The sequence below is a fragment of the Kitasatospora dryopteridis genome, assembly GCF_050749075.1.
In the GTDB taxonomy this organism is placed as follows: domain Bacteria; phylum Actinomycetota; class Actinomycetes; order Streptomycetales; family Streptomycetaceae; genus Kitasatospora.
Genome location: NZ_CP192749.1, coordinates 3,675,322 through 3,697,251 on the forward strand (window position 1 = coordinate 3,675,322; position 21,930 = coordinate 3,697,251).

Here is a 21,930-nt window from a genome sequence, read left to right on the forward strand (position 1 = left end):
GCCCGGCCCGCCGCCCCGGCGGAACGTGGCAGGTGACCCCCGCCTTCCCGGGGGGCGGGACCTGCCGGAGAGGGGCCGCGGCCATGGCGGACGAACGGGCCGAGACCATCGCGCGGTTCATCGAACCGCTGCGCGTCGAGCCGGGCTCGAAGGTCGACCTCGCCGAGGACTTCGACCCCTCCTACAAGGCCGGCCTCAAGAAGAAGGACGGCGTCGAGCTGCTGCGCACCGGCGTGGAGCTGCTCGCCGAGTACCAGTCCCGGCTCGCCGCCCAGGACACCTACGGCGTGCTGATGTGCCTGCAGGCGCTGGACGCCGGCGGCAAGGACGGCACGATCCGGCACGTCATGAGCGGCGTCAACCCGCAGGGCGTCAAGGTCAGCAGCTTCAAGGTGCCCTCCGCCGAGGAGATCGGCCACGACTACCTGTGGCGCTACGACTGCCGGCTGCCGGCCCGCGGGGAGATCGGCATCTTCAACCGCTCGCACTACGAGGAGGTCCTCGTGGTGCGGGTGCACCCGGAGATCCTGGACCGCCAGCGCCTGCCCGAGTCCGCCCGCGGGCCGGGCATCTGGAAGCGCCGCTACCGGGCGATCAACGACTGGGAGCGCCACCTGACCGACAACGGCTTCAAGGTGGTCAAGATCTTCCTGAACCTCTCCCAGGAGGAGCAGCGGACCCGCTTCCTGAAGCGGATCGACCTGCCGGAGAAGAACTGGAAGTTCTCCGCGGCCGACGTCCGCGAGCGCCGCTTCTGGGACGACTACCAGCGGGCGTTCTCCAGGATGCTGTCCGCGACCAGCACCGAGTGGGCACCCTGGTACGTGGTGCCGGCGGACCGCAAGTGGTTCGCCCGGATCTGCGCCGCCGCCGTGCTCGCCCACACCCTGATCGGGATCGACCCGCAGTACCCCGTGGTCGGCGAGCAGGCGCGCAAGGACCTGCGGGCGACCAGGCTCGCCCTGGAGGCGGAGGCCCCGAAGGGCGCCCCGGCGGACCCGTTCGAGGCCGAGCAGCGCAGGAAGAAGCGGAAGCGCGGCGGGAAGGGGTCGGGCCGATGACCCAGCAGCCGACGGCCCAGCAGTCGGGCACCCCCCTCTGGTACACCCGCCCGCCGGAGGAGGTCGCGGCGGCGCTGGGCGTCGACCCGGCCGCCGGTCTGAGCGCCGCCCGGGCGGCCGAGCTGCTCGCCGCGAACGGCCCGAACGCGCTGCCCGAGGAGAAGCCGAAGCCGACCTGGCTGCGGTTCCTCGACGAGTACCGCAGCTACATGCAGATCATCCTGGTGGCCGCCGCCGTGGTCTCGATGGTCATCAAGGAGTGGAGCACCGCGATCCTGCTGGTCCTGCTCACGCTGCTGAACGCCGTCGTCGGCCTGCGCCAGCAGGGCAAGGCCGAGAGCGCGATGAACGCGCTGAAGTCGATGATGAAGGCCACCGCGCGGGTGCGGCGCGACGGCACCGAGTCGGAGATCCCGGCCGAGCAGCTGGTGGTCGGCGACGTGGTGCTGATCGCGGCCGGCGACCAGGTGCCCGCGGACGGGCGGATCGTCCAGGCCAACGCGCTGCAGATCGACGAGTCGGCGCTCACCGGCGAGAGCGTCCCGGCGGTGAAGGACGCGGACACCCTGACCGGCGAGCGCCTCGCGCCCGGCGAGCAGTCGAACATGGCGTTCATGAACACCCCGGTGACGCACGGCAGCGGGCTGCTGGTCATCACCGGGACGGGCTCGGGCACGGAGCTCGGCAAGATCTCCGGGATGCTCTCCGCGACGGAGAGGGAGCAGTCGCCGCTCACCAAGGAGCTGGACACCCTCACCCTGTGGATCGCGAGTGCAGCCGGCCTGACGATGATCGTGATGTTCGCGCTCGGGCGCAGCCGCGGGGACGCCTGGGACGCGCTGTTCGTCAGCGCCGTCTCGCTGGCCATCGCCGCCATCCCCGAGGCGCTGCCCACGGTCTCCCAGGTGATCCTCTCGGTCGGCAGCCTCAACCTGGCGAAGCGGCACGCGATCGTGAAGGAGCTGCCGTCGGTCGAGACGCTGGGCTTCACCTCGGCGATCAACTCCGACAAGACCGGCACCCTGACGATGAACCAGATGACCGCCGTCGAGGTGATCAGCCCCACCGACCGGTACACGGTCTCCGGCACCGGCTACGGCCTGGAGGGCCGGATCCACCACGCCGCGGGGTCCGCCGCCGGCATCGAGGACGCGATCCTCCCCTACGTGGTGGCGAGCGACGCCAAGCTGGTGGACGGCAAGGTGGTGGGCGATCCCACCGAGGGCGCCCTGCTGGTGCTGGGCCACAAGGCCGGGCTGGACATCGAGGGCACCCGGGAGCGCCACCCGCGGCTCGCCACCCTGCCCTTCGACCCCGGCTACAAACTGATGGCGACCTTCAACTCGGCGGTCGACGCCGCGGGGCGCCCGGTGGTGCGGTGCTTCGTCAAGGGCGCGGCGCCCGCGGTGATGGACCGGGCCGCGACCGCGCTGGCGGCCGGTGCCGCCGTCCCCTGGGACGCCGAACTCGGCCGCCGCGCCCAGGAGGCCACCGAGCGGATGGGTGCCGAGGGGCGCCGGGTCATGGCCGCCGCCGTCAAGGACCTCGACCCGGCCGGCTTCGACCCCGACGGCGACCTGCTGGCCCTGGTCGACGGGCTGCAGATGACCAGCCTGGTCGGCATGGTGGACCCGCCGCGCGAGGAGTCGAAGGCGGCGGTCGCCGAGGCGCAGGCCGCCCACATCCGGGTCCGCATGGTGACCGGCGACGACGTCACCACCGGCGCGGCCATCGCCCGCCAGCTCGGGATCGACGGCGAGGCCGTCCTCGGCGCCGACTTCGCCGCCATGTCCGAGCAGGAGCAGCTGGACCGGATCGACACCATCGGTGTGGTCGGCCGGGTCGCCCCCGAGCACAAGGTGCTGCTCGCCAACACCCTGAAGAAGAAGGGCGACGTCGTCGCGATGACCGGCGACGGCGTCAACGACGCGCCCGCCATCAAGGCCGCGGACATCGGCATCGCCATGGGCAGCGGCACCGACGTGGCGAAGAACGCCAGCCGCATGATCCTCTCCGACGACAACTTCGCCACCATCGTGTACGCGGTGGCGGAGGGCCGGAAGCTCTACGACAACCTCACCAAATACATCCGCTTCGTGCTGCTGCTCCTGGTCACCTTCGTGCTGACCTTCCTCGGCGCCACGATCTTCAACATCGCGAGCGGCGAGCCCTTCCCGCCGCCGCAGGTACTGTGGATCCACTTCGTGGTCAACGCCCCGTTCGGCTTCGCGCTCGGCTTCGACCAGGAGAGTCCGGGGCTGATGCAGCGGATTCCGCGGCCGCGCGGCGAGACGGTGCTCACCCGGCCGGTGATGGTGACCGTCGGGCTCAGCGGGCTGGCCATCACCCTCGCCCTGCTCTCCCTGATCAAGCTCGGCCAGAACCACTACGGCGACGTGCAGACCGGCAGCTCCATCGCCTTCACCGCCTTCGCGCTCTGCCTGATCGTGGCGGCCTTCGAGTGCCGTTCCGAAACCGCCTCGGTCTTCAACACCACGACCTTCGACAGCAAGCAGATGAACTGGGCCGCCCTCGGCGAGTTCGTCCTCGCCGTGATGGTCACGCAGATGGACGGCTTCCGCCGCATCCTGGGCACCACCCGCATCAACATCCAGCAGTTCGGCTGGGCCCTGCTGGCGGCGCTGGCCCTGCTGCTGCTGTGGGAGACGGGCAAGTTCCTGGCCCGCCGGACGCGGGGCGCGGCCGGGTCGCGGGCTGCGGCCTGATCGACGATCCTGGCGCACGGTCAAGCCCCCCACGCATCCCAGCCCCGTGCCTGACGAGCAGACCCGCGCCTCTACCGGGCCGTCCGCCCCCGAGCCGCGGCTGCACATCGGCGAAGCCCGGGCCTGCACCTCGATCCCCCGTCGCCGGCCGGCTGGAAGCGGCGCTGCTGCCGTCCGGGGCTCGTGCTGCAGCCGGAACTTCTGCGGGGTGTGCCCGGACATGCGGGAACCCCGGGCCGAGAGGCTCGGCCCGGGGTTCTTCCGTCACTCTGCGGTACGCGCCCGGCCCGGTTCAGGGGCGGGCCGGCACCGGATCAGCCGACCCGGCTCGGCGCGCGCTCCTCCTCCTCGGCGGGCTCGACCGTGACGGTCAGCGACTTGGTCTCCTCCAGGTTCTGGGCGTGGTCCATCGAGCGGTACAGCAGCGTGTGCTCGCCCTCGCCGCTGATCTTGATCAGGCCGGTGTAGTTCGTCCAGCCCTCGCCGTCGAGGTTGTACTGGGTGCTGGCCACGCCGGACAGGTCGTCCGTCGCGAGCAGCCTGACCAGGACCTGCTCGTGGTGGGCCCCGTTCTTCTCGTCCTGGTGGCCCCAGTGCTCGTCGCCACCGTTGATCGTCTTCGCCGTGGTGACCGGCGGGGTCATGTCCAGCGGGAGCTCCATCGCAGCCTCCTCCACCGTCAGCTCGTTCTCCTCGGTGGGGGCGTGCACGCCGGAGGCGTTCGCGGGGTGGCCGATCGACCCGCCGCGCAGCTGGAGGGCGCTCCAGTCGTTGGTGCCGCTGAGCGTGGTGTTCTGCATGTCGTTGTTGGTGTCGTAGACGACATCCGCCTCGTTGACGGTGCCGTCGCAGTTCCAGTCGATCGCGCCCTTGCTCGCCAGAACGGTGACGAACGAGCCGCCCCCGGTCGGGTTCTTGCAGTAGTGGCTGACGTCGTAGTTCTGGCTGCTGCTCGGGAAGACGCGCTCGTTCAGGGCGTTCTCGTCGATGTCGCCGCCCTGGCGGGAGTAGTCGATCAGCCCCGTCGTGGTCCCGGCCGCCAGGCCCATCTGGTACGAGTAGTTCATCACGCTGAAGTACTGCGGCTTGTGGTTGGGCAGGTCGAAGGCCCCGCCGTGACGCAGGCCCAGGTTGTGGCCCAGCTCGTGCATCAGTGTGCCGGCCTGCTCGTTGACCGTGCCGACCTGGTTGGTGAAGCTGCCCATGCTGACGATGAGGTCACTGCCCGGGGTGCCGGCGGAGATGCCGCTGGAGTGGGAACCCGACTGCAGGTTGTGCGCCGAGATCGCGTAGTGGAAGATCGTCGCCCGCCCGGTGCTGCCGAAGCCGTCGGTGGCGGTCTTCAGCTTGTTGAAGGCGTCCCACTGGTACATGCCGTTCGCGTCCGCCGTCCCGAGGTTCGCCGTCTCGGTCAGCTGCTTGGCCCGGCTGAGGTCGCCCCAGGTCGTGTTGGTCGCGAAGTTCATGATGCTGGTGGGCCCGGCATCGATGTGCAGGTTGATGCCGGTGGTCGGCGAATGCCGGTTGTACGGGGAGTTCGCGAAGGCGTCGACCACCTTCTTGATCGCGGCCGGGTCGAGCGCGTGGCTGTGCGCAGTACCGGCCATCCAGTCGACCTGGAGGAAGATGTCCGGCTTGTTCACGTCGGCGCCCATCTTGGGCAGGTCGATGAACTTCTTGACGCCGCCCACGTCGATGGTGACGCCGTTCCGCTTCCAGTCGTCGGGGATGCCGTCGCAGGTCGTGGAGTTGCAGTCGAAGGTGAACTGGACGGCCGCCTCCCCGCCGCCGGTGTGGCTGATCACATAGCCGTTGGGCGCCTTCTCGGTGTAGGTGTTCGCGCCGATGACCGGCACGTTCCACCCCACCTCGGTGGCGGCGCTGCCCTCGCCCTCGATCTGATAGGTGAGCGTCCCCTCGGTGCCCTCCGGGTCGTTGCACGGGGTGGAGGTCCAGGTCCCGGTGGTACCCGCGGCGATCCGGCCCGGCGCCGGAGCGCTCAGACAGCCGTGGGCGATCCTCATCCCCACGCCGATCAGGTCGCGGTCGCTGTTGTTCACGAAGGACACCGTCACCACGCCGCCCACCCGGCGCGCCGCGGCGGCCGGCGTGATGGTGGCGACAAGGGTGAGCAGGGCGAGGGCGAGCACGGACACCGCCGCGAACCCGCTCCGCCGCGACAGGTCGGCCGCGCCCGGCCGCCGGAGTGCACCGAAAGAACGATCTGCATTCATACGGTTACGCTAAGGAGTGAAATGACGACAACCCGTCACGACTCGTCGCACTGTCACTCCGACGGCCCGCCCCGCACCTGACGGTCCGTCCGGCCTACGTGGCGATCGCGCCTCACAGCCGCCGGCTTCTCGGCGACGATCGTCCCGTCACTGCCGGCACCCATGCCGACCTCATCAGGGTGGCTGCCCGGCGAGCAAGGGCTCCGCACCGTCAGGAAGGCGACACCGTGGCATTCCACTTCTCCCTCACCCGACCGACCGCCGACCGGCTTCCCGGCGAGCACCTCGAGGAGCGGGAACCGCTCGAGGACGTGGAGGACTACGCCTACCTGGTCGTGCGCGGCTGTGCCGACCTGGCCGAGACGGACGCCTCCTTCCGCATCGGCGGTTTCGGCAGGGACGACTGGGCCTTCGACGTCTCCTACGACGCATCGGCGTTCCTGGAGAGCCTCCAGGGCCTGCTGCACGCGGTGCAGCAGCGCTCGGCCTTCGAGATCGACCTCTATCCACAGGGGGTCGAGCGATCACTCGTGTTCCGGTTCCAGGACGACACGGTCCTGGTCGACTGCACCTCGCGGACAACCTGGATCCCGTCCCCGTCGACCGAGGTCTGCCCCCACCGCGACCTCATGTCGATGTGCACCGCACTGGCCCAGGACTTCGCATCCTCGCTCCACGCCGTCGACTCGGACGTGGCAACGCTGACACCGTTCAGCGCCTGGCTCCGGGGCGACTTCGGCTGACCCTACCGGGGAACGAAAGAACCCCGGATCAGGTCTGATCCGGGGTTCGTCCTGAGCCGCCTGCGGGATTCGAACCCGCGACCTACGCATTACGAGTGCGTTGCTCTGGCCAACTGAGCTAAGGCGGCACCGTTGCCGGGTGGAGCCCGACCGTGGGGTCGAGGATCGCATCGGCAACGCGGGCCAGTCTACACAGTTTCCCGGGGTGATCCGTACCGCGCCCGGGTGCGGGGCGCGGGCCCCGGTCAGGCGGAGGAGACGGCGAGCTTGGCGGCGAAGCCGGCGAAGAGGAGGGCGACGCCGCTGGTGAGGCCTGCGGAGAGGCGCTTGCGGCGGCGGAAGGCGGTGGCGAGCGTGGTGCCGGCGAAGATCAGCAGGGAGAGGTAGAGGACGCTGAAGGTCTGCAGGACGCCGCCGAGGAGCCCGAAGGAGAGCACCGGCTGTCCGTAGGACGGGTCGACGAACTGGGTGAAGAAGGACAGCAGGAAGAGGATGGCCTTCGGGTTGAGCAGGCTGATCACCAGCGCCCGGCGGAACGGGTTCTCGGTGCTCTCCGGGAGCGCCTCGACCGTCTCCGGCCCGGCGGCCTCGGCACGCCGCTCCCGCCAGAGCTGCCGGGCGGCGCGGATCATCCCGATCCCGATCCACAGCAGGTAGGCGGCGCCGCCGAACTTCACCACCGCGAAGACCGCCGGGTTGGCCTCCAGCAGCGAGGAGGCGCCGAGGGCGGTCAGGCTGATCAGCGTGAAGTCGCCGACGAAGACGCCCGCGGCGGCCCGGTAGCCGGTGCGGACGCCCTTGCGGGCGGCGACGGACAGGACGTACAGCGAGTTCGGGCCGGGCAGCAGGACGATGACCAGGGCGCCGAGCACGTACGTCGCCAGGTCGTTGACTCCGAGCACGGGGGCGCTCCTGTCGGGACGAGGGACACGGGGGCGCTTCATGCTATCCGCCAGCACCGTCGGCCAGGTACGGGTCTTACCTGGTGGACAGGCGTACGCCCCGGGGCGCTACTTGGCGCAGCGCGTCCCGTCGGCCGGGGCCTCGCCCTGCAGCAGGTAGCGGTTGACCGCGCCGTCCACGCAGGTGTTGCGCCGCCCGTACGCGGTGTGGCCGTCCCCGTCGTAGGTGAGCAGCCGTCCGGACTCCAGCTGGTCGGCGAGGGACTGCGCCCAGGCGTACGGGGTGGCCGGGTCCCGGGTGGTGCCGACGACGACGATCGGGGCGGCGCCGGCGGCCCGGACGGTGTGCGGCTGCCCGGTCGGGCGGTCCGGCCAGTAGGTGCAGGAGAGCGCCATCCACGCCATGTCCCGGCCGAAGTGCGGGGAGGCCGCGGCGAAGTCCTCCTCCGCGGCCTTCGCCTCCGCGGGCCCGTTGAACGGCGCCGGCAGGTCGAGGCAGTTCACCGCCATGTTGGCGGCCATCAGGTTGGGGTAGCTGCCGTCCTCGGCGCGCTCGTAGTAGTCGTCGGAGAGGGCGAGCAGCGCGGTGCCGTCACCGGCCACCGCGTCCGTCAGGGCGGTGCGCAGCTGCGGCCAGAGGAACTCGGCGTACATGGCCTGGATGACGCCGGTGGTGGCCTGGGACTCCGTCAGCGGCCGGTTCGAGCCGGTGGGCAGCGGCTTGGCGTCGATCTGCCGGAACAGGGCGGTGAGCCGCTCGCCGACCTCCTTCTCGCTGCGGCCGAGCGGGCAGTCCTCGCGGGCGGCGCAGTCCTTGGCGAAGGCGGCCCAGGCGGTCTCGAAGCCGCCGGCCTGGGTGCGGTTGCCGGCCCGGGAGTCGAGGGACGGGTCCATGGCGCCGTCGAGGACCATCCGGCCGACCCGGCCCGGGAAGAGTCCCGCGTAGGTGGCGCCGAGGAAGGTGCCGTACGACTTGCCCAGGTAGTGCAGCTTGTCGTCGCCGACCAGGGCCCGCAGGACGTCCATGTCGCGGGCGGCCTCGACGGTGGAGACGTGGCCGAGGACGGCCCCGGACTTCGCCTTGCAGGCCGCCGCGAACTCCTTGTCGGCGGCGATCAGCGCGTCCGTCTCGGCCTGGTCGTCGGGGGTGATGTCGGCGGTGGTGTAGGCGTCCATCCGGTCCCCGGACAGGCAGGTCACCGGGGTGGAGCGGCCGACCCCGCGCGGGTCGAGGCCGACCAGGTCGTAGGCGGCGCGCACCTGCGGGTCGTAGCCGCGGGAGACGCCCTCCAGGTACTCGACGGCCGAGCCGCCGGGACCGCCGGGGTTGAGCAGCAGGGAGCCGATCCGCTGGGCCCCGCCGGAGGCGGGCTTGCGTACCGCGGCCAGGGTGATGTCGCCGCCGCCGGGGTTGGCGTAGTCGAGCGGGACCTTGAACTGGGTGCACTCGAACTCGCCGTCGCAGGACTTCCACACGAGCTTCTGCGCGTAGTACGGGGCGAGGGCGGCGGGCGTCTGCTCGGGCAGCGGCTGCAGCGGGGCGGCACCTGAGGCCGCCTTGGAGCCGCTCGCGGGGGCGCCGGTGGGGCCCGTCCCGGGGGCCGGGGAGCCGGCGGAGGTGCAGCCGGCCAGCAGCAGGGCCGAGGCGGCCGCGGCGGCGAGCAGGGCGGTCGCGGGTCCGGTCCGCCGGATGGCTCGCATGGTGGGTCTCCCTCGGGCGGGCACGGCGCGGAACGGCGGGGCAGTGCGCGGGCCGGTCCCGGGCTCGGCGGGTGATCGCCGGACCGCCCCCAGGGTATCGGTCGGCTCCCCGGCCGCCGCTGCGCCGACACCCCGGGCGTCCTGCGGTGCCGCACGGCCCGTCCGGCGGCTCGGGGTCACAGCTCGGGCCGGCGGCTCGGCGTAACGGTTCAGCCGGCCTTGGCAAGGCTCTCGGCGAGGTACTGCACGGCGACCCGGACGAGCCGCAGGCGCTCCCGCTCGTGGGTGTAGTCCTGGACGATGTCGGAGACCTTGACCTCCGCGCGGGCGGCCGGGCCCTTGCCGCCGTGCAGGGCGGCCTGGAGTCCGCGGGCGGCGCCGACCCCCGCACCGTCCGCCTTGGCGGCGGCCAGCAGCAGGCGGGCGGACGCATCGGCCGGGGCCTCTGCGCCGGTCTCGCCGAGTGCGGCGGTGTCGTAGCGGCCGGAGACGGCGGCCGCGGCACCGTACAGGTCGGGCCGGGCGAGGCCGGCCGCGGCGGCACACGGCGCACCGGACTCGATGCCGAGCACACCCCAGCCGCCGGGCCCGGCGGGCAGGGTACGGAAGGCGCCGTTGACGGCGGAGCGCAGGGCGTTGTCGTCGGCGACGGCCTGCGGTGCGGCGGCCACGAGGTCGCAGGGGTGCTCGGTGCCGCTCGGGGCCTCGGGGGCCACCACGACGAACGGGCGGGCACGGCCGAGCTTCACGGCGGAGGCGACGCCGTCGAAGACGTCGGGCAGTTCGGCGTCGGCGGTCTTCCGGGGGGTGCCGGAGTGCAGGACGATCACGGGGAAGCGGGTCTGCTGGTCGGTGCGGTACTGGGAGGGCAGCCAGACCCGTACCGTGCGGGGCCGGCCGTCCGGTCCGGCGACCTGGGCCTCCATCAGGTCGCCCTCGGCGGGGTGCCCGATCGGGGTGAAGGCGGTGACCACCGGCGGCAGTGGCTGGGCGGAGACGGAGGACGGCGGCGCGGACACCGCGGCGGCCGGTGCGGCGGCGACCGGTGCCGGGGCCGACGAGGGGGCGGCCTCCGCGCGGACGGGCTGCGGTCGGCCCCATCCGCCGGGGACGCGGCCCGGCACCACGGCGACGGCCAGCGCGGCGGTGCACGCCAGGCAGACCACGGCCCCGGCGGCCCGCAGCAGCAGCGGCCGCTGCTCGGCGGGGAGCCCGTACGTCCGGGCCGCGCGCACGTCGCGCCAGCTGACGAGTGCGGAGCGGCCGAGCCGGAGTGCGGCCACGGCGGCCGCCAGCAGGGGTACGACGAGGAGCGAACGGGGCATGGGCGCACCACCTCGGGAGGAGTACGGTCGCCGGACCACGGCTTCGGACCGACCGTCCACAGGGTGCACAACGGGCCGTCCGGGGTGTCGGGGGCCGGGCGGGCGCCGTCCGACGTTCACTCGAACGAGCGAGGTGACGTGCCGTCACCCGGCAGCCGTACAGGGCCGTTCCGTGGCGGAAGGTGTCGCCACGCGCCCCTGGCGGCGCCCGGCCGCCTCGGGTGGCTCAGCCCGCGCGGAGGGCGAGGGTCATGGCCTCAACGGCGAGCAGCGGGTCGACGTTGCGGTCCAGGGCCCTGCGGCAGGCGAGGACGGCCTCGATCCGGCGGAGCGTGGACTCGGCGGGCCCGGCGGCGGCGACCCGGTCGAGGGCCTGGCGCTGGTCCTCGTTGGCGAGCCTGCCGGTCGAGCCGAACTGCAGGGCGAGGACGTCCCGGTAGAAGCCGAGCAGGTCGAGCAGGGCGACGTTCAGGGTCTCGCGGCGCGTCCTGGTGGCACGGCTCTTCTGCCGCTTCTCCAACTCCTTGACCGCTCCGGCCATGCCGCGCGGGGCCCGGCTGCCCTCGGCGGCGCCGTACGCGGCCTTCAGGTCCTCGGTCTCCTTGGCGTCCCGGGTCTCGGCGAGGGCCTCGGCGTCGGCCTTCGCGGTGTCGACCAGCCGCTGGGCGGCGGCCAGGCAGCCGCCGACGTCGGCGACCTCCAGCGGGATCCGCAGCACCTCGGCGCGGCGGGCCCGGGCCTGCTCGTCGACGGCGAGCCTGCGGGCGCGGTCGATGTCGCCCTGGCCGGCGAGGGCGGCAAAGTGGGCCGGGCCGGGTTCGACGCCGTCCCGGCGGACCAGCATGTCGGCGACCGCCTCGGCGGTGGGGGTGCGCAGCACGAGCAGCCGGCAGCGCGAGCGGATGGTCGGCAGCACGTCCTGGACGGAGGGGGCGCACAGCAGCCAGACGGTGCGCGGCGACGGCTCCTCGACGCCCTTGAGGAGGGCGTTGGCGGCGGCCTCGGTGAGCCGGTGCGCGGCGTCGACGAGGATCACCGACCAGCGGCCGCCGGTCGGGTAGCTGGCGGCGCGCAGCACCAGGTCGCGCATGTCGCCGACGCCGATGGACAGGCCGTCGGTGCGGACGTACTTCACGTCGGCGTGGCTGCCGGAGAGCACGGTGTGGCAGCCCTCGCAGAAGCCGCAGCCGGGTGTGCCGCCGAGTTCGAGGTCGGGGCTGGTGCACTGGAGGGCGGCGGCGAAGGCGCGGGCCGCGGTGGTCTGGCCGGCGCCGGGCGGGCCGGTGAACAGCCAGGCGTGCGTCATCAGCGAGGCGTTGGCACCGGGCTCGGCCGCCGCGGTGCCGCCGGCCCGTCCGGCCGCGACGGTGGCCCGCGCCGCGCGGGCGGCCGCGGACAGCTGCTCGACCACCCGATCCTGGCCGACCAGGTCGTCCCACACGCTCACGCCGCACTCCCTGCCGTGGCCACCGTCCGCCCCACCGCCTGCCCGCCGGGGTCCGCTTCGAGCCTAACGCCCGTTGCCGACACCGCGGCCGGCCACCGGTTCGCGGACTGCCCCGGCCTCCGGCGCACGCGCCGTTCCGGCGGCCCCGGTGCGCGCCCCGGAGCCGGGGCCGGAGCGCTGGGCGGGCAGCGGCACCCCGCGGACCTTGGCGAAGGAGGCCCGGAGCCGCGGCTTGAGCCAGCGGGCGGCGGGCCGTTCCACGTAGCGGTGCACCAGCCATGAGGCGCCGGTCATCACGGCGAGCAGGGCGCCGACCAGCAGCCAGGGGTTCACCCGCGAGCCGAGGGTGCTGATCACCTCCCAGCCGATGTACTCGTGCAGCAGGTACAGCGGGTAGGTGACCGCGCCGGCGGTGGCGAGCCAGCGCCAGTCCACCGCGCGGAACCAGTCGAGGGCGACGCCGGCCATCAGCAGGTAGAACACCGCGAGCAGAGCCACGACGCCCCACTCGGGCACCGGGTAACCGGCCTGCGCCGCGACGAACCGGTAGGTGGGCAGGACGGCCCGGCAGCCCGCGAGGAAGGTGAAGCCGACCAGCAGCCAGAGCAGCAGGTCCGGGCCGAACCGCCGGATCAGGTAGAAGGCCAGACCGCCGATGAAGAACCAGCAGTACTCGGGCATGGCCAGCACCTGCAGCAACTGCTCCCCCGGCGCGGCCATGGCGAGCACCCCGGCCGCCGACCACAGCAGGCAGAAGGCGAGCACCCGGCGGTAGGTGAGGCCCAGCGCCACCACCACCGCGAAGATCAGGTAGAACCGGCCCTCGACCCAGAGGCTCCAGTACACGCCGTCGACGTACGGCGCACCGAACGGGTACTCCATCATCGTCAGGTTGGTCAGCACGTCCCGCATCGCCCGCGGGTGCGTGCCGCCGGGCACGGCGGCGACCACGGCCGTGGTGAGCAGCACCCCGAACCAGTACGCGGGGAACAGCCGTACCACCCGCGAGCTCAGGAAGTCGCCGACCGACCGGCCCCAGCAGCTGAGGCAGATCACGAAGCCGCTGATCAGGAAGAACAGCTGCACCCCCATCCAGCCGTACGCGGCAGGCCGGTACAGGACGGGGAACAGCTCGGCACGCGGCCGGCCCCAGTCGGAGCCGAACGCCACGTAGTGGTAGACGACGACCAGCAGCACGGCGACGAAGCGCAGCCCGTCCAGGACCAGCAGCCGGCCGCCGCCCGGTATCGGGGCCGCCCCCGGAGCGGCGGCCTCGGTGGCGGCGGACGGGACGGCAGCGGCGACGGTCACGGGAACGGGCTTTCCTCGGGGGCTGCATACGGCGGAAGGGGCACCGCAGTCTTTCAGACTGCGGTGCCCCTTCGTGGCGCCAGCTCCCGCTGCACCGACTGCCGAACGGCCAGGACAAGGATCGTCAGACCCCGAACGAATCCGGCCCCGGACGGACTGCCCGGCGGGTCAGTCCGGCGGGTCAGTCCCGGCGGCGGCGCCGGCCCCAGCGGGGGCCGCGGTCCGGGCCTTCGTCTGCGCCGCCCTCGTCCTCATCGGTCTCCCAGCGCGCCCACTCGTCGCGGGAGCCCAGCAGGCTGTCGGTCAGGCTCGGCAGGTCGTCCAGCGGAGTCTCCTCCGCCCAGGACGGCCGCGGGCGGTCGACCGGGGTCAGCTCGCGGGTCGTCTCGGCGGGCGGCTCCTCCCGCCAGAGGCCCGGCGGCACGCGGTCGGCCCCGGACGGCTCCTCGGCCCTGGGCAGCACCGCGGTGTCGTCCGCCTTCGGCAGCACCGCCGTCTCGTCCGCCTTGGGCAGCACGGCGGTCTCGTCGCCGAGCGGCCGCTTGGTGAACTTGGCGGGCTCGGCCTTCGGGAGCACCGCGGTCTCGTCCGCCAGCGGCGGCTTGCTGAAGTCGGCCGGTTCGGCCTTCGGCAGCACCGCCGTCTCGTCCGCCGCAGGAACGGTGGGCAGGACGGCCGTCGAGTCGGCGGCCTCGGCCTCGCGCACCGCGTCCCGGCGCTCCCGCTCGGAGATCTCCATGGTGGTCTCCCCGTCGGTCGCCGGCGCGACCTGCGGCAGCTCCGCGGTCGCCGCGGCCGCGGAGGCGGTGGCGGTGGCGGTGGCGGCCGCGGCGGCCTCCGCCTCGGCCTGCAGCCGGGCCTCCTCGGCGCGCTGCAGGGCCTCCTCGGCGCGGCGGCGCTGCTCGGCGCGCTGCAGTTCGCGCTGGCGCTGGATCTCGGCCTGGGCCGCGGCCTCCGCCTCCCGGCGCTCGCGCTCGGCGGCCTCGGCCTTCAGCCGGGCCTCCTCCGCGGCGCGGGCCTTGGCCTCCTGCTCGGCGCGCTCCTTCGCGTCCGCCTCGGCCCGGAGCCGGGCCTCCTCGGCGGCCTTGCGGGCCTCCTCGGCGGCGATCCGCTCGGCCTCCAGCTTGGCGAGGCGCTCCTTCTCGGCCTGCTCGGCGCGCAGTTCCTCCAGCAGGGCCTGGCGCTTGCGCTCGGCCTCCTCGGCCTCGGCCTTGACCCGGGCCTCCTCGGCGGCGCGGCGCTCGGCGGCCTCCCGGGCGAGCCGCTCCTGCTCGGCGCGGGCGGCCTTCTCCTGCTCGGAGAGCGGCAGTTCGCGGTCGAGCCGGTGGCGGATCGCGGTGGTCACCTGGGCGGGCTGCTGGGCGGCGTCGACGACCAGGTAGCGGGCCGGGTCGGCGGCGGCGAGGGCCAGGAAGCCGGACCGGACCCGGGCGTGGAACTCGGTCGGCTCGGACTCCAGCCGGTCCAGGGCCTCGGTGAAGCGCTCCCGGGCGGCTGCCGGGTCGACGTCCAGCACCACGGTGAGGTCGGGCAGGAGGCCGCCCGTCGCCCAGCGCGAGATCCGGGCGATCTCGGTCGCGGCCAGGTCGCGGCCGGCGCCCTGGTAGGCGATGGAGGAGTCCATGTAGCGGTCGGTGATCACCACGGCGCCGCGGGCCAGCGCGGGCCGGATGACGTTCTCGACGTGCTCGGCGCGGTCGGCGGCGTAGATCAGCGCCTCGGCGCGGTGGGACAGCCCGGTGTTGCCGACGTCCAGCACCAGGCCGCGGAGCCGCTGGCCGACCGGGCTGCCGCCGGGCTCGCGGGTGAGCACCACCTCGTGGCCCTTGGCGCGGATCCACTCGGCCAGCGCCTGGGCCTGGGTGGACTTGCCGGCGCCGTCGCCGCCCTCCAGGGCGATGAAGAAGCCGGTGCCGGCGACGCGGTGCGGAGCGGGCTCGGCGCCGCCGCGCAGCGCCCTCACGAAGTCCTTGCCGAACGGCGTCACACCGCGGCGGTCGTCGGTGCGCAGCAGGACGACCGCGGCCAGCACCAGGGTGAGCAGGCCGGCCGTGGACACGGCGAGTGCGGCGCCGTCGTGGATGAAGGTGAAGCTGCCGGGCTCGACCCGGCCCAGGGTGACCTCGCCGTAGGCGGCGGCGATCAGCGGGACGGCGATCAGCGCGCTGCCGACCACGGCCCGCAGCACCGCGTACAGGTGCTCGGTGACCTTGGGCAGCCGGGCCTCCTCGACCTCCTGCGCGAGCAGGGCGCGGCCGACCGAGACGGTGAGCCCGGCGGCGACGCCGGCCAGCACGGTCAGCAGCAGCACGAGGACGAAGTCCAGCACCAGGCCGGCGAGGATCAGCGCGACGCCCTGGACGAGCAGGGCGAGCGCGAGGAGCCGGCGGCGGGAGAGGGCGGGGAGGGTGGCCCGGGTGAGCCGGACGCCGGCGGCCGGGGCGAGGGTCGCGGCGAGGACGACCAGGCCGTAGCCGATCGGCCCGGCCCGGTGCTCCAGTGCGGTCAGTAGGCCGAGCGAGGCGACACCGGCCATCGAGGCGTAGGCGGCGGCGACGGCGAAGGTGAAGTACGGGGCGGAGCCGGTGCGGCCCTTGCTGAGCGCCTTGCCGGGGGTCGCGTCGACCGGCGCGCGCAGGCCCTGCAGCGGGGAGTGCGGGGCGGTGGCGGGGACGACGGGCAGTTCCTGGAGGAAGACCAGGACGGCGGAGGCGGCGAACAGCAGCGCGGCGCCGACCGCGGCGGAGGTCACCTGATGGGCCCTCAGCCAGTCCGAGCCGAGCGCGGCGATGACGTTGTTGAGCAGGGTGAGGACGACCAGCGCGGTGGCCGCGAGCGGCACGGTGCCCCAGCCGGTGCGGTCGTCCAGGGTGCGGACGGCGTCCAGCGAGGCCGGGGAGGGCTTCTGCCGGTCGGCCGGCGCGTACGGGTCGGCGGAGGGCAGCAGGCCGGGGACGGCCGCGGCCTTGGCGATCGCCCAGACGCGTTCGGCGGCGCCCGCCGCGAAGACGGTGCCGAGCAGCACCCAGGTCGCCGCACCGGGCGTCCAGGTCGTCCACCAGGGGGCGATGCCGATCAGCAGGGCGCGGAGCACGTCGGAGCCGAACAGGGCCCAGCGGCGGTCCAGCTTCTCGCCGACCAGGGTGTGCACCGGGCCGAGCAGGGCCGCCCCGAACAGCACGGTGGCGAGCATCCGGGCGGTGAAGACCGCGGCGACGGCGAGCGCCCACGCCCGGTACCCGTCGCCGAACTGGCCGCCGAGCACCGCGCCGACCACCGTCAGCGGGACGAGGACCAGCAGGGCCAGGCGGTCCGCGGTGCCGCCGACCAGCTGGGCGGTCCAAAGCCTGCGGTAGGGACGGAGCCTGAGCAGGGCCCGGACCCGTTCACCGGTTGTCCCGGCCGGCGAGACCGCGGGGCGGTCGGGCGGGGCGGTGCTGGAACCGGTGGTCTGCTCCTCACTCGTCATACGGTCAGCGTAGCGGTCGGGCGCTAGGGCCCAACGGGGAGAAGGGGTTCCGGAAGGCGGTCATGACACGGTTGTGACGCATGTGACGCGCCGACGGGCCCGCACCCGGTGGGTGCGGGCCCGTCGGCGCGTCCGGCTCAGCCCTCCTCGGGCGTCGGTGCGGCGGCCTTCTCGGCGACCGTCTTCTTCGCGGTCGTCTTCTTCGCCGCGGTGGTCCTGGCCGTGGCCGTCTTCGAGGCGGTGGCCTTGGCGACGGTCTTCTTGGCGGTGGTCTTCTTCGCCACCGTCTTCTTGGCCGCCGCCTTCTTCGCGGGCGCCTTCTTGGCCGTCTTCTTCACCGGGCCGCGGGCGCGCTTCTCGGCGAGCAGCTCGTAGCCGCGCTCCGGCGTGATCGTCTCGACCTCGTCGTCCTTGCGGAGCGTCGCATTGGTCTCGCCGTCGGTGACGTACGGGCCGAAGCGGCCGTCCTTGACGACCACCGGGCGCTCGCTGACCGGGTCGGTGCCGAGCTCCTTGAGCGGGGCGGCGGCGGCCGCGCGCCCGCGCTGCTTGGGCTGGGCGTAGATGGCCAGCGCCTCGTCGAGCGTGATGGTGAGCAGCTGGTCCTCGCTGGTCAGCGACCGGGAGTCGGTGCCGCGCTTGAGGTACGGGCCGTAGCGGCCGTTCTGCGCGGTGATCTCGTTGCCGTCGGGGTCGGTGCCGACCACCCGGGGCAGCGAGAGCAGGCGAAGCGCGTCCTCGAGGGTGACGGTGTCCAGCGACATCGCCTTGAAGAGCGAGGCGGTGCGCGGCTTGACCGCGTTCTTGCCGGTCTTCGGGGTGCCCTCGGGCAGCACCTCGGTGACGTACGGGCCGTAGCGCCCGTCCTTGGCGACCAGCGGGTGGCCGCTCTCCGGGTCGGTGCCGAGCACGCGCTCGCCGCTGGGCTTGGCCAGCAGTTCCTCGGCGAGCTCGACGGTGAGCTCGTCCGGCGGCAGGTCGTCGGGGACGTCGGCGCGCTGGCCCTGCTCGCCCTCGACGGCGGCGGCCTTCTCGACGTACGGGCCGTAGCGGCCGACCCGCAGGGTGATCTCCTCGCTCAGCGGGAAGGAGCTGATCTCCCGGGCGTCGATCGCGCCGAGGTCGGTGACGAGTTCCTTGAGGCCGCCGAGGTGGTCGCCGTCGCCGTTGCCGGCCTCCGCGGCGCTGCCGGCGGCCGCACCCTCGCCCTCGCCGAAGTAGAAGCGCTTCAGCCACGGCACGGACTCGGCCTGGCCGGCCGCGATGCGGTCGAGGTCGTCCTCCATCTTGGCGGTGAAGTCGTAGTCGACGAGCCGGCCGAAGTGCTTCTCCAGCAGGTTCACCACGGCGAAGGAGAGGAAGGACGGGACGAGCGCCGTGCCCTTCTTGAAGACGTACTTGCGGTTGATGATCGTGTCGATGATCGAGGCGTAGGTGGAGGGGCGGCCGATCTCGCGGTCCTCCAGCTCCTTGACCAGCGAGGCCTCGGTGTAGCGCGCCGGGGGCTTGGTCGCGTGGCCCTCCGGGTTGAGCCGGTCGGCGGCCAGCGGGTCGCCCTCGGTGACGCGCGGCAGCCGGCGCTCGCGGTCGTCGAGCTCGGCGTTGGGGTCGTCGGCGCCCTCCACGTAGGCCTTGAGGAAGCCGTGGAAGGTGATGATCTTGCCGGAGGCGGAGAACTCGGCGTCCCGGCCGTCGGCGGAGCGGCCGCCGACCCGGACGGTCACCGACTGGCCGACCGCGTCCTTCATCTGGGAGGCGACGGTGCGCATCCAGATCAGCTCGTACAGCCGGAAGTCGTCGCCCGACAGGCCGGTCTCGGCGGGGGTGCGGAAGCGGTCGCCGGAGGGGCGGATCGCCTCGTGCGCCTCCTGCGCGTTCTTCACCTTGCTCGCGTAGACGCGCGGCGCGTCCGGCAGGTAGTCGGCGCCGTACAGCTGGGTGACCTGGGCGCGGGCGGCGGTGACCGCGGTCTCCGACAGCGTCGTCGAGTCGGTGCGCATGTAGGTGATGAAGCCGTTCTCGTACAGCTTCTGCGCGACCTGCATCGTCCGCTTGGCACCGAAGCCCAGCTTGCGGCTGGCCTCCTGCTGGAGGGTGGTGGTGCGGAACGGCGCGTACGGCGACCGGCGGTAGGGCTTGGACTCGACGCTGCGGACGGAGAACGCGCTCTGCTCCAGGGCGGCGGCCAGCGCGCGGGCGGCCTGTTCGTCGAGGTGCAGCGTGTTGGCGGCCAGGGCGGTGTCGCGCAGCTTCCCGTCGGGACCGAAGTCGCGGCCGGTGGCGATGCGCCTGCCGTCGACCGAGACCAGTCGGGCGCCGAAGTTCTCCGGGTTCGCGGCGTCGGCCGCGGTACGGCCGGTGGAGAAGGTGCCCACCAGGTCCCAGTAGGAGGCGGAGCGGAACGCCATCCGCTCGCGCTCGCGCTCGACGATCAGCCGGGTGGCGACGGACTGCACGCGGCCCGCCGACAGCTTCGGCATGACCTTCTTCCACAGCACCGGGGAGACCTCGTAGCCGTAGAGGCGGTCGAGGATGCGGCGGGTCTCCTGGGCGTCGACCAGGCGCTGGTTGAGGTCGCGCGGGTTGCGCACCGCCTCCTGGATGGCGTCCTTGGTGATCTCGTGGAAGACCATGCGGTGCACCGGCACCTTGGGCTTCAGCACCTGCTGCAGGTGCCAGGCGATCGCCTCGCCCTCGCGGTCCTCATCGGTGGCGAGGTAGAGCTCGTCGGACTCCGCGAGCAGCGACTTGAGCTTGGTCACCTGCGACTTCTTGTCGGGGTTGACCACGTAGATGGGGGCGAAGTCGTGGTCGACGTCGACACCGAGCCGGCGGACCTCGCCGGTGTAGCGGTCCGGTACCTCGGCTGCCGTGCCGGGCAGGTCCCGGATGTGCCCGACGCTGGCCTCGACGATGTAGCCGGGGCCCAGGTAGCCCTTGATCGTCTTCGCCTTGGCCGGCGACTCGACAATGACGAGTCGCTTGCCGTGCGCGGTCTCGCTGCTCGGGGACACCTTCGCTCTTCTCTCCCGGTCGTTACGTTCTGCTGGCGGCGCGGGCGGCGGGGGAGGCGCTCCGCCCGTCCTTACCGCCGTCCTGGGCTGTCGCTGCGCGACGACCCCACCAGCGGAGTGTGACCGTACCCTGGCCACCCTTGTCAAACGGACGGTTCCCGCTTTTTCACCGGCAAGGCCGACCGACGCCACTCGAACGGTAACCCGACGGGAGGGCCGCGCGCCCCGCGGAGGGGGTGGCCGGCCCTCGGCGAGGCCGGATCAGGACGGATCTCGGCCGGTACTCACGCGCCCGGACCTGCTGTGGACGAAGGACCGCGCAGCGATGCGGCCGAGCTCGGCGGCCAGGGCGAGGAAGCCGGTGGACGAACTGCGGTGGCAGCGGTCAGGGCCGGAAGCGGCCGACGTCGGTGCACACGGTCGCGGCCGGAGCGGTCAGTGCGCCAGCAGGGAGGCGAACAGGCTCAGCCCGCCGGCCAGCGCCCCGGTGCCGAGCAGCGCCCAGAACACGTCGCTCGCCAGCGTCGGCAGCACCTCGCTGCCGGCCAGGACCACCCGGCTGGGCCGCCGGGCGTCGTACATGACCTGCACCAGCGCGCCCGGCACCATGCGGGACGGCCGGCGCAGCGGGGTGCTCCCGCGCGGCCGCGCCAGCACCGTCTCGCCCGCCCGCACCGGCCGTGCCCGGCCGGCCTCGGCCGCGCCGCGCACCGCGACGACCTCCACCGAGGGCAGCGCCGTGTACGAGAGCAGGGGTGCGCTGTCGAGTTCGCCGTAGGTGTCGCCGTAGGGCTCGCCGTACGGGTCGCCGTCGGCGACGACGCGGGCCGTCGCCGGTATGCCGTGGCGGCGCAGATGGTGGCGAAGGCGCAACTCTGCGGCGCACCAGAGCAGCAGTGCGCTGCCGAAGAGCGTCAGAACCGTCCCTGCCGCAACCGCCGTCGGCGTCTCCACCGTCCCCGCCCTCCCTTGGCGACTGGCCCCCGGCCCGCCGCGCCCGCCCCTGCGCGCGCTCCGTCCACAGGCCTGTGGACGGAGCGTGGCAGTCTGCGGACAACCCCGGACTGACGTTCGACGTACGGAGGGAGACGTCCGGGGGACGGACAGGTGAACGACGGCCCGCCGGCCGTCTGCGCCGGCGCCCGGAAGCCGTACGGACTGTCACGGCGCCGCCCCTCCGGTAACGAGTCCGCGTGCGCTGTCACAGCCCCGCTACGGGAGGCCTCGCACCCCTCCGGAAGCGGGTACACCGGTACCAGCAGCACACCGGGCGCAGCCGCCCTGCGGACCAGGCCGCGGGCGGTACAGCGCCGACACCACACCGGCCGGAGCCCGTCGGCCGCACTCGGGGGGAGAACCGCCATGTCCGCACGCCGTCTCATCGCCACCGCAGCCCTGCTCGGCGCCGCCACGCTGGCGCTCACCGCCTGCGACCCGGAGGCCTCCGGCGGTGCGGACACCGCGGCACCGGCCGCGAGCAGCAGCCCGTCCGGCACGGCCGCCACCGGCGCCACCGGCGCCACCGCGAGCCAAAGCGCCACCCCGACTGCCAAGCCCACGGCCAAGCCGTCCGCCTCCCGCAGCGCCACCGCCAGGCCGAGCGGCAAGGGCACCCCGGCCGCCGACTGCACGACGGCCGCCCAGCGGCCCGGCCACAAGGTCGTCAACGTCACGGCCGCCACCGCGAGCAAGGTCACCGCCACGGCGACCCGCTTCGTCTGCGGACCCGAGGTCGAGAACGACGGCTACTACGAGGCCACCGGCGCCGCCGCCGCCCACACCTTCGCCCCCGGCGCGACCGCCGAACTCTTCGCCATGAGCAGCACCATGGCCCCCAAGGCCGTCGGCCTGGCGGAGTTCGCCACCCACGCCGAGGACTGCGCCCACCACCGCGAGGTCCCCGAGCCCTACGGGTGCTTCGGCGGCAACTACGACATCACGGTGGACTCGGCCGGCCGCATCACCAAGATCAGCGAGCTGTTCCACCCGTGACCCGG

13 protein-coding genes and 1 tRNA gene are annotated in these 21,930 nt (G+C 73.4%); 4 read left to right on the forward strand and 10 right to left on the reverse strand.

Annotated elements, in window-relative coordinates:
• Positions 1-83: 83 nt before the first annotated feature.
• Both ACQ614_RS16735 and ACQ614_RS16740 read left to right on the forward strand, forming a co-directional pair.
• Positions 84-1,061, forward strand: coding sequence for a polyphosphate kinase 2 family protein (locus tag ACQ614_RS16735; protein ID WP_431679366.1), 978 nt, complete (start codon positions 84-86; stop codon positions 1,059-1,061).
• Positions 1,058-3,787: a cation-translocating P-type ATPase gene (locus ACQ614_RS16740; protein WP_431679367.1), complete on the forward strand. Its 2,730-nt coding sequence runs from the start codon at positions 1,058-1,060 to the stop codon at positions 3,785-3,787. The genes ACQ614_RS16735 and ACQ614_RS16740 overlap by 4 nt, the downstream gene beginning before the upstream one ends.
• 314 nt (positions 3,788-4,101) lie before the next feature.
• On the opposite strand, the gene ACQ614_RS16745 is transcribed toward ACQ614_RS16740, so the two are convergent.
• Positions 4,102-6,021 carry an OmpL47-type beta-barrel domain-containing protein gene (locus ACQ614_RS16745; RefSeq protein ID WP_431679368.1) on the reverse strand — a complete coding sequence of 640 codons (1,920 nt, stop codon included), beginning with the start codon at positions 6,019-6,021 and terminating at the stop codon, positions 4,102-4,104.
• Between the two features lie 227 nt (positions 6,022-6,248).
• On the opposite strand from ACQ614_RS16745, the gene ACQ614_RS16750 reads away from it, so the two are divergent.
• Positions 6,249-6,764 carry a hypothetical protein gene (locus ACQ614_RS16750; protein ID WP_431679369.1) on the forward strand — a complete coding sequence of 172 codons (516 nt, stop codon included), beginning with the start codon at positions 6,249-6,251 and terminating at the stop codon, positions 6,762-6,764.
• Positions 6,765-6,818: 54 nt separating this feature from the next.
• Here the strand turns inward: ACQ614_RS16750 and ACQ614_RS16755 are convergent.
• The 9 genes from ACQ614_RS16755 to ACQ614_RS16795 form a co-directional block, all read right to left on the reverse strand.
• Positions 6,819-6,892: transfer RNA gene (locus ACQ614_RS16755), tRNA-Thr, on the reverse strand.
• Positions 6,893-7,009: 117 nt separating this feature from the next.
• Positions 7,010-7,666, reverse strand: a complete 657-nt coding sequence (gene leuE / locus ACQ614_RS16760) for a leucine efflux protein LeuE (RefSeq protein WP_431679370.1) — start codon at positions 7,664-7,666, stop codon at positions 7,010-7,012.
• 108 nt (positions 7,667-7,774) lie between these two features.
• Positions 7,775-9,367, reverse strand: coding sequence for an alpha/beta hydrolase (locus ACQ614_RS16765; RefSeq protein ID WP_431679371.1), 1,593 nt, complete (start codon positions 9,365-9,367; stop codon positions 7,775-7,777).
• Between the two features lie 209 nt (positions 9,368-9,576).
• The gene (locus tag ACQ614_RS16770; RefSeq protein ID WP_431679372.1) at positions 9,577-10,692 is read right to left on the reverse strand and encodes an alpha/beta hydrolase-fold protein; all 1,116 of its coding nucleotides are present in this window, start codon (positions 10,690-10,692) and stop codon (positions 9,577-9,579) included.
• 226 nt (positions 10,693-10,918) lie between these two features.
• The gene (locus tag ACQ614_RS16775) at positions 10,919-12,139 is read right to left on the reverse strand and encodes a DNA polymerase III subunit delta' (RefSeq protein WP_431679373.1); all 1,221 of its coding nucleotides are present in this window, start codon (positions 12,137-12,139) and stop codon (positions 10,919-10,921) included.
• 63 nt (positions 12,140-12,202) lie between these two features.
• The gene (locus ACQ614_RS16780; protein WP_431679374.1) at positions 12,203-13,450 is read right to left on the reverse strand and encodes an acyltransferase family protein; all 1,248 of its coding nucleotides are present in this window, start codon (positions 13,448-13,450) and stop codon (positions 12,203-12,205) included.
• Positions 13,451-13,631: 181 nt separating this feature from the next.
• Positions 13,632-16,919: a dTMP kinase gene (gene tmk / locus ACQ614_RS16785; protein WP_431679375.1), complete on the reverse strand. Its 3,288-nt coding sequence runs from the start codon at positions 16,917-16,919 to the stop codon at positions 13,632-13,634.
• A 137-nt stretch (positions 16,920-17,056) separates the two neighbouring features.
• Positions 17,057-19,933: a type I DNA topoisomerase gene (gene topA / locus ACQ614_RS16790; protein ID WP_431679376.1), complete on the reverse strand. Its 2,877-nt coding sequence runs from the start codon at positions 19,931-19,933 to the stop codon at positions 17,057-17,059.
• 435 nt (positions 19,934-20,368) lie between these two features.
• Complete coding sequence (locus ACQ614_RS16795) at positions 20,369-20,887, reverse strand: DUF3592 domain-containing protein (RefSeq protein ID WP_363490464.1); 519 nt, start codon at positions 20,885-20,887, stop codon at positions 20,369-20,371.
• Positions 20,888-21,295: 408 nt separating this feature from the next.
• On the opposite strand from ACQ614_RS16795, the gene ACQ614_RS16800 reads away from it, so the two are divergent.
• Entirely contained in the window at positions 21,296-21,925 is a 630-nt protein-coding gene (locus tag ACQ614_RS16800; protein ID WP_431679377.1) for a hypothetical protein, read from the forward strand.
• Positions 21,926-21,930: the final 5 nt, after the last annotated feature.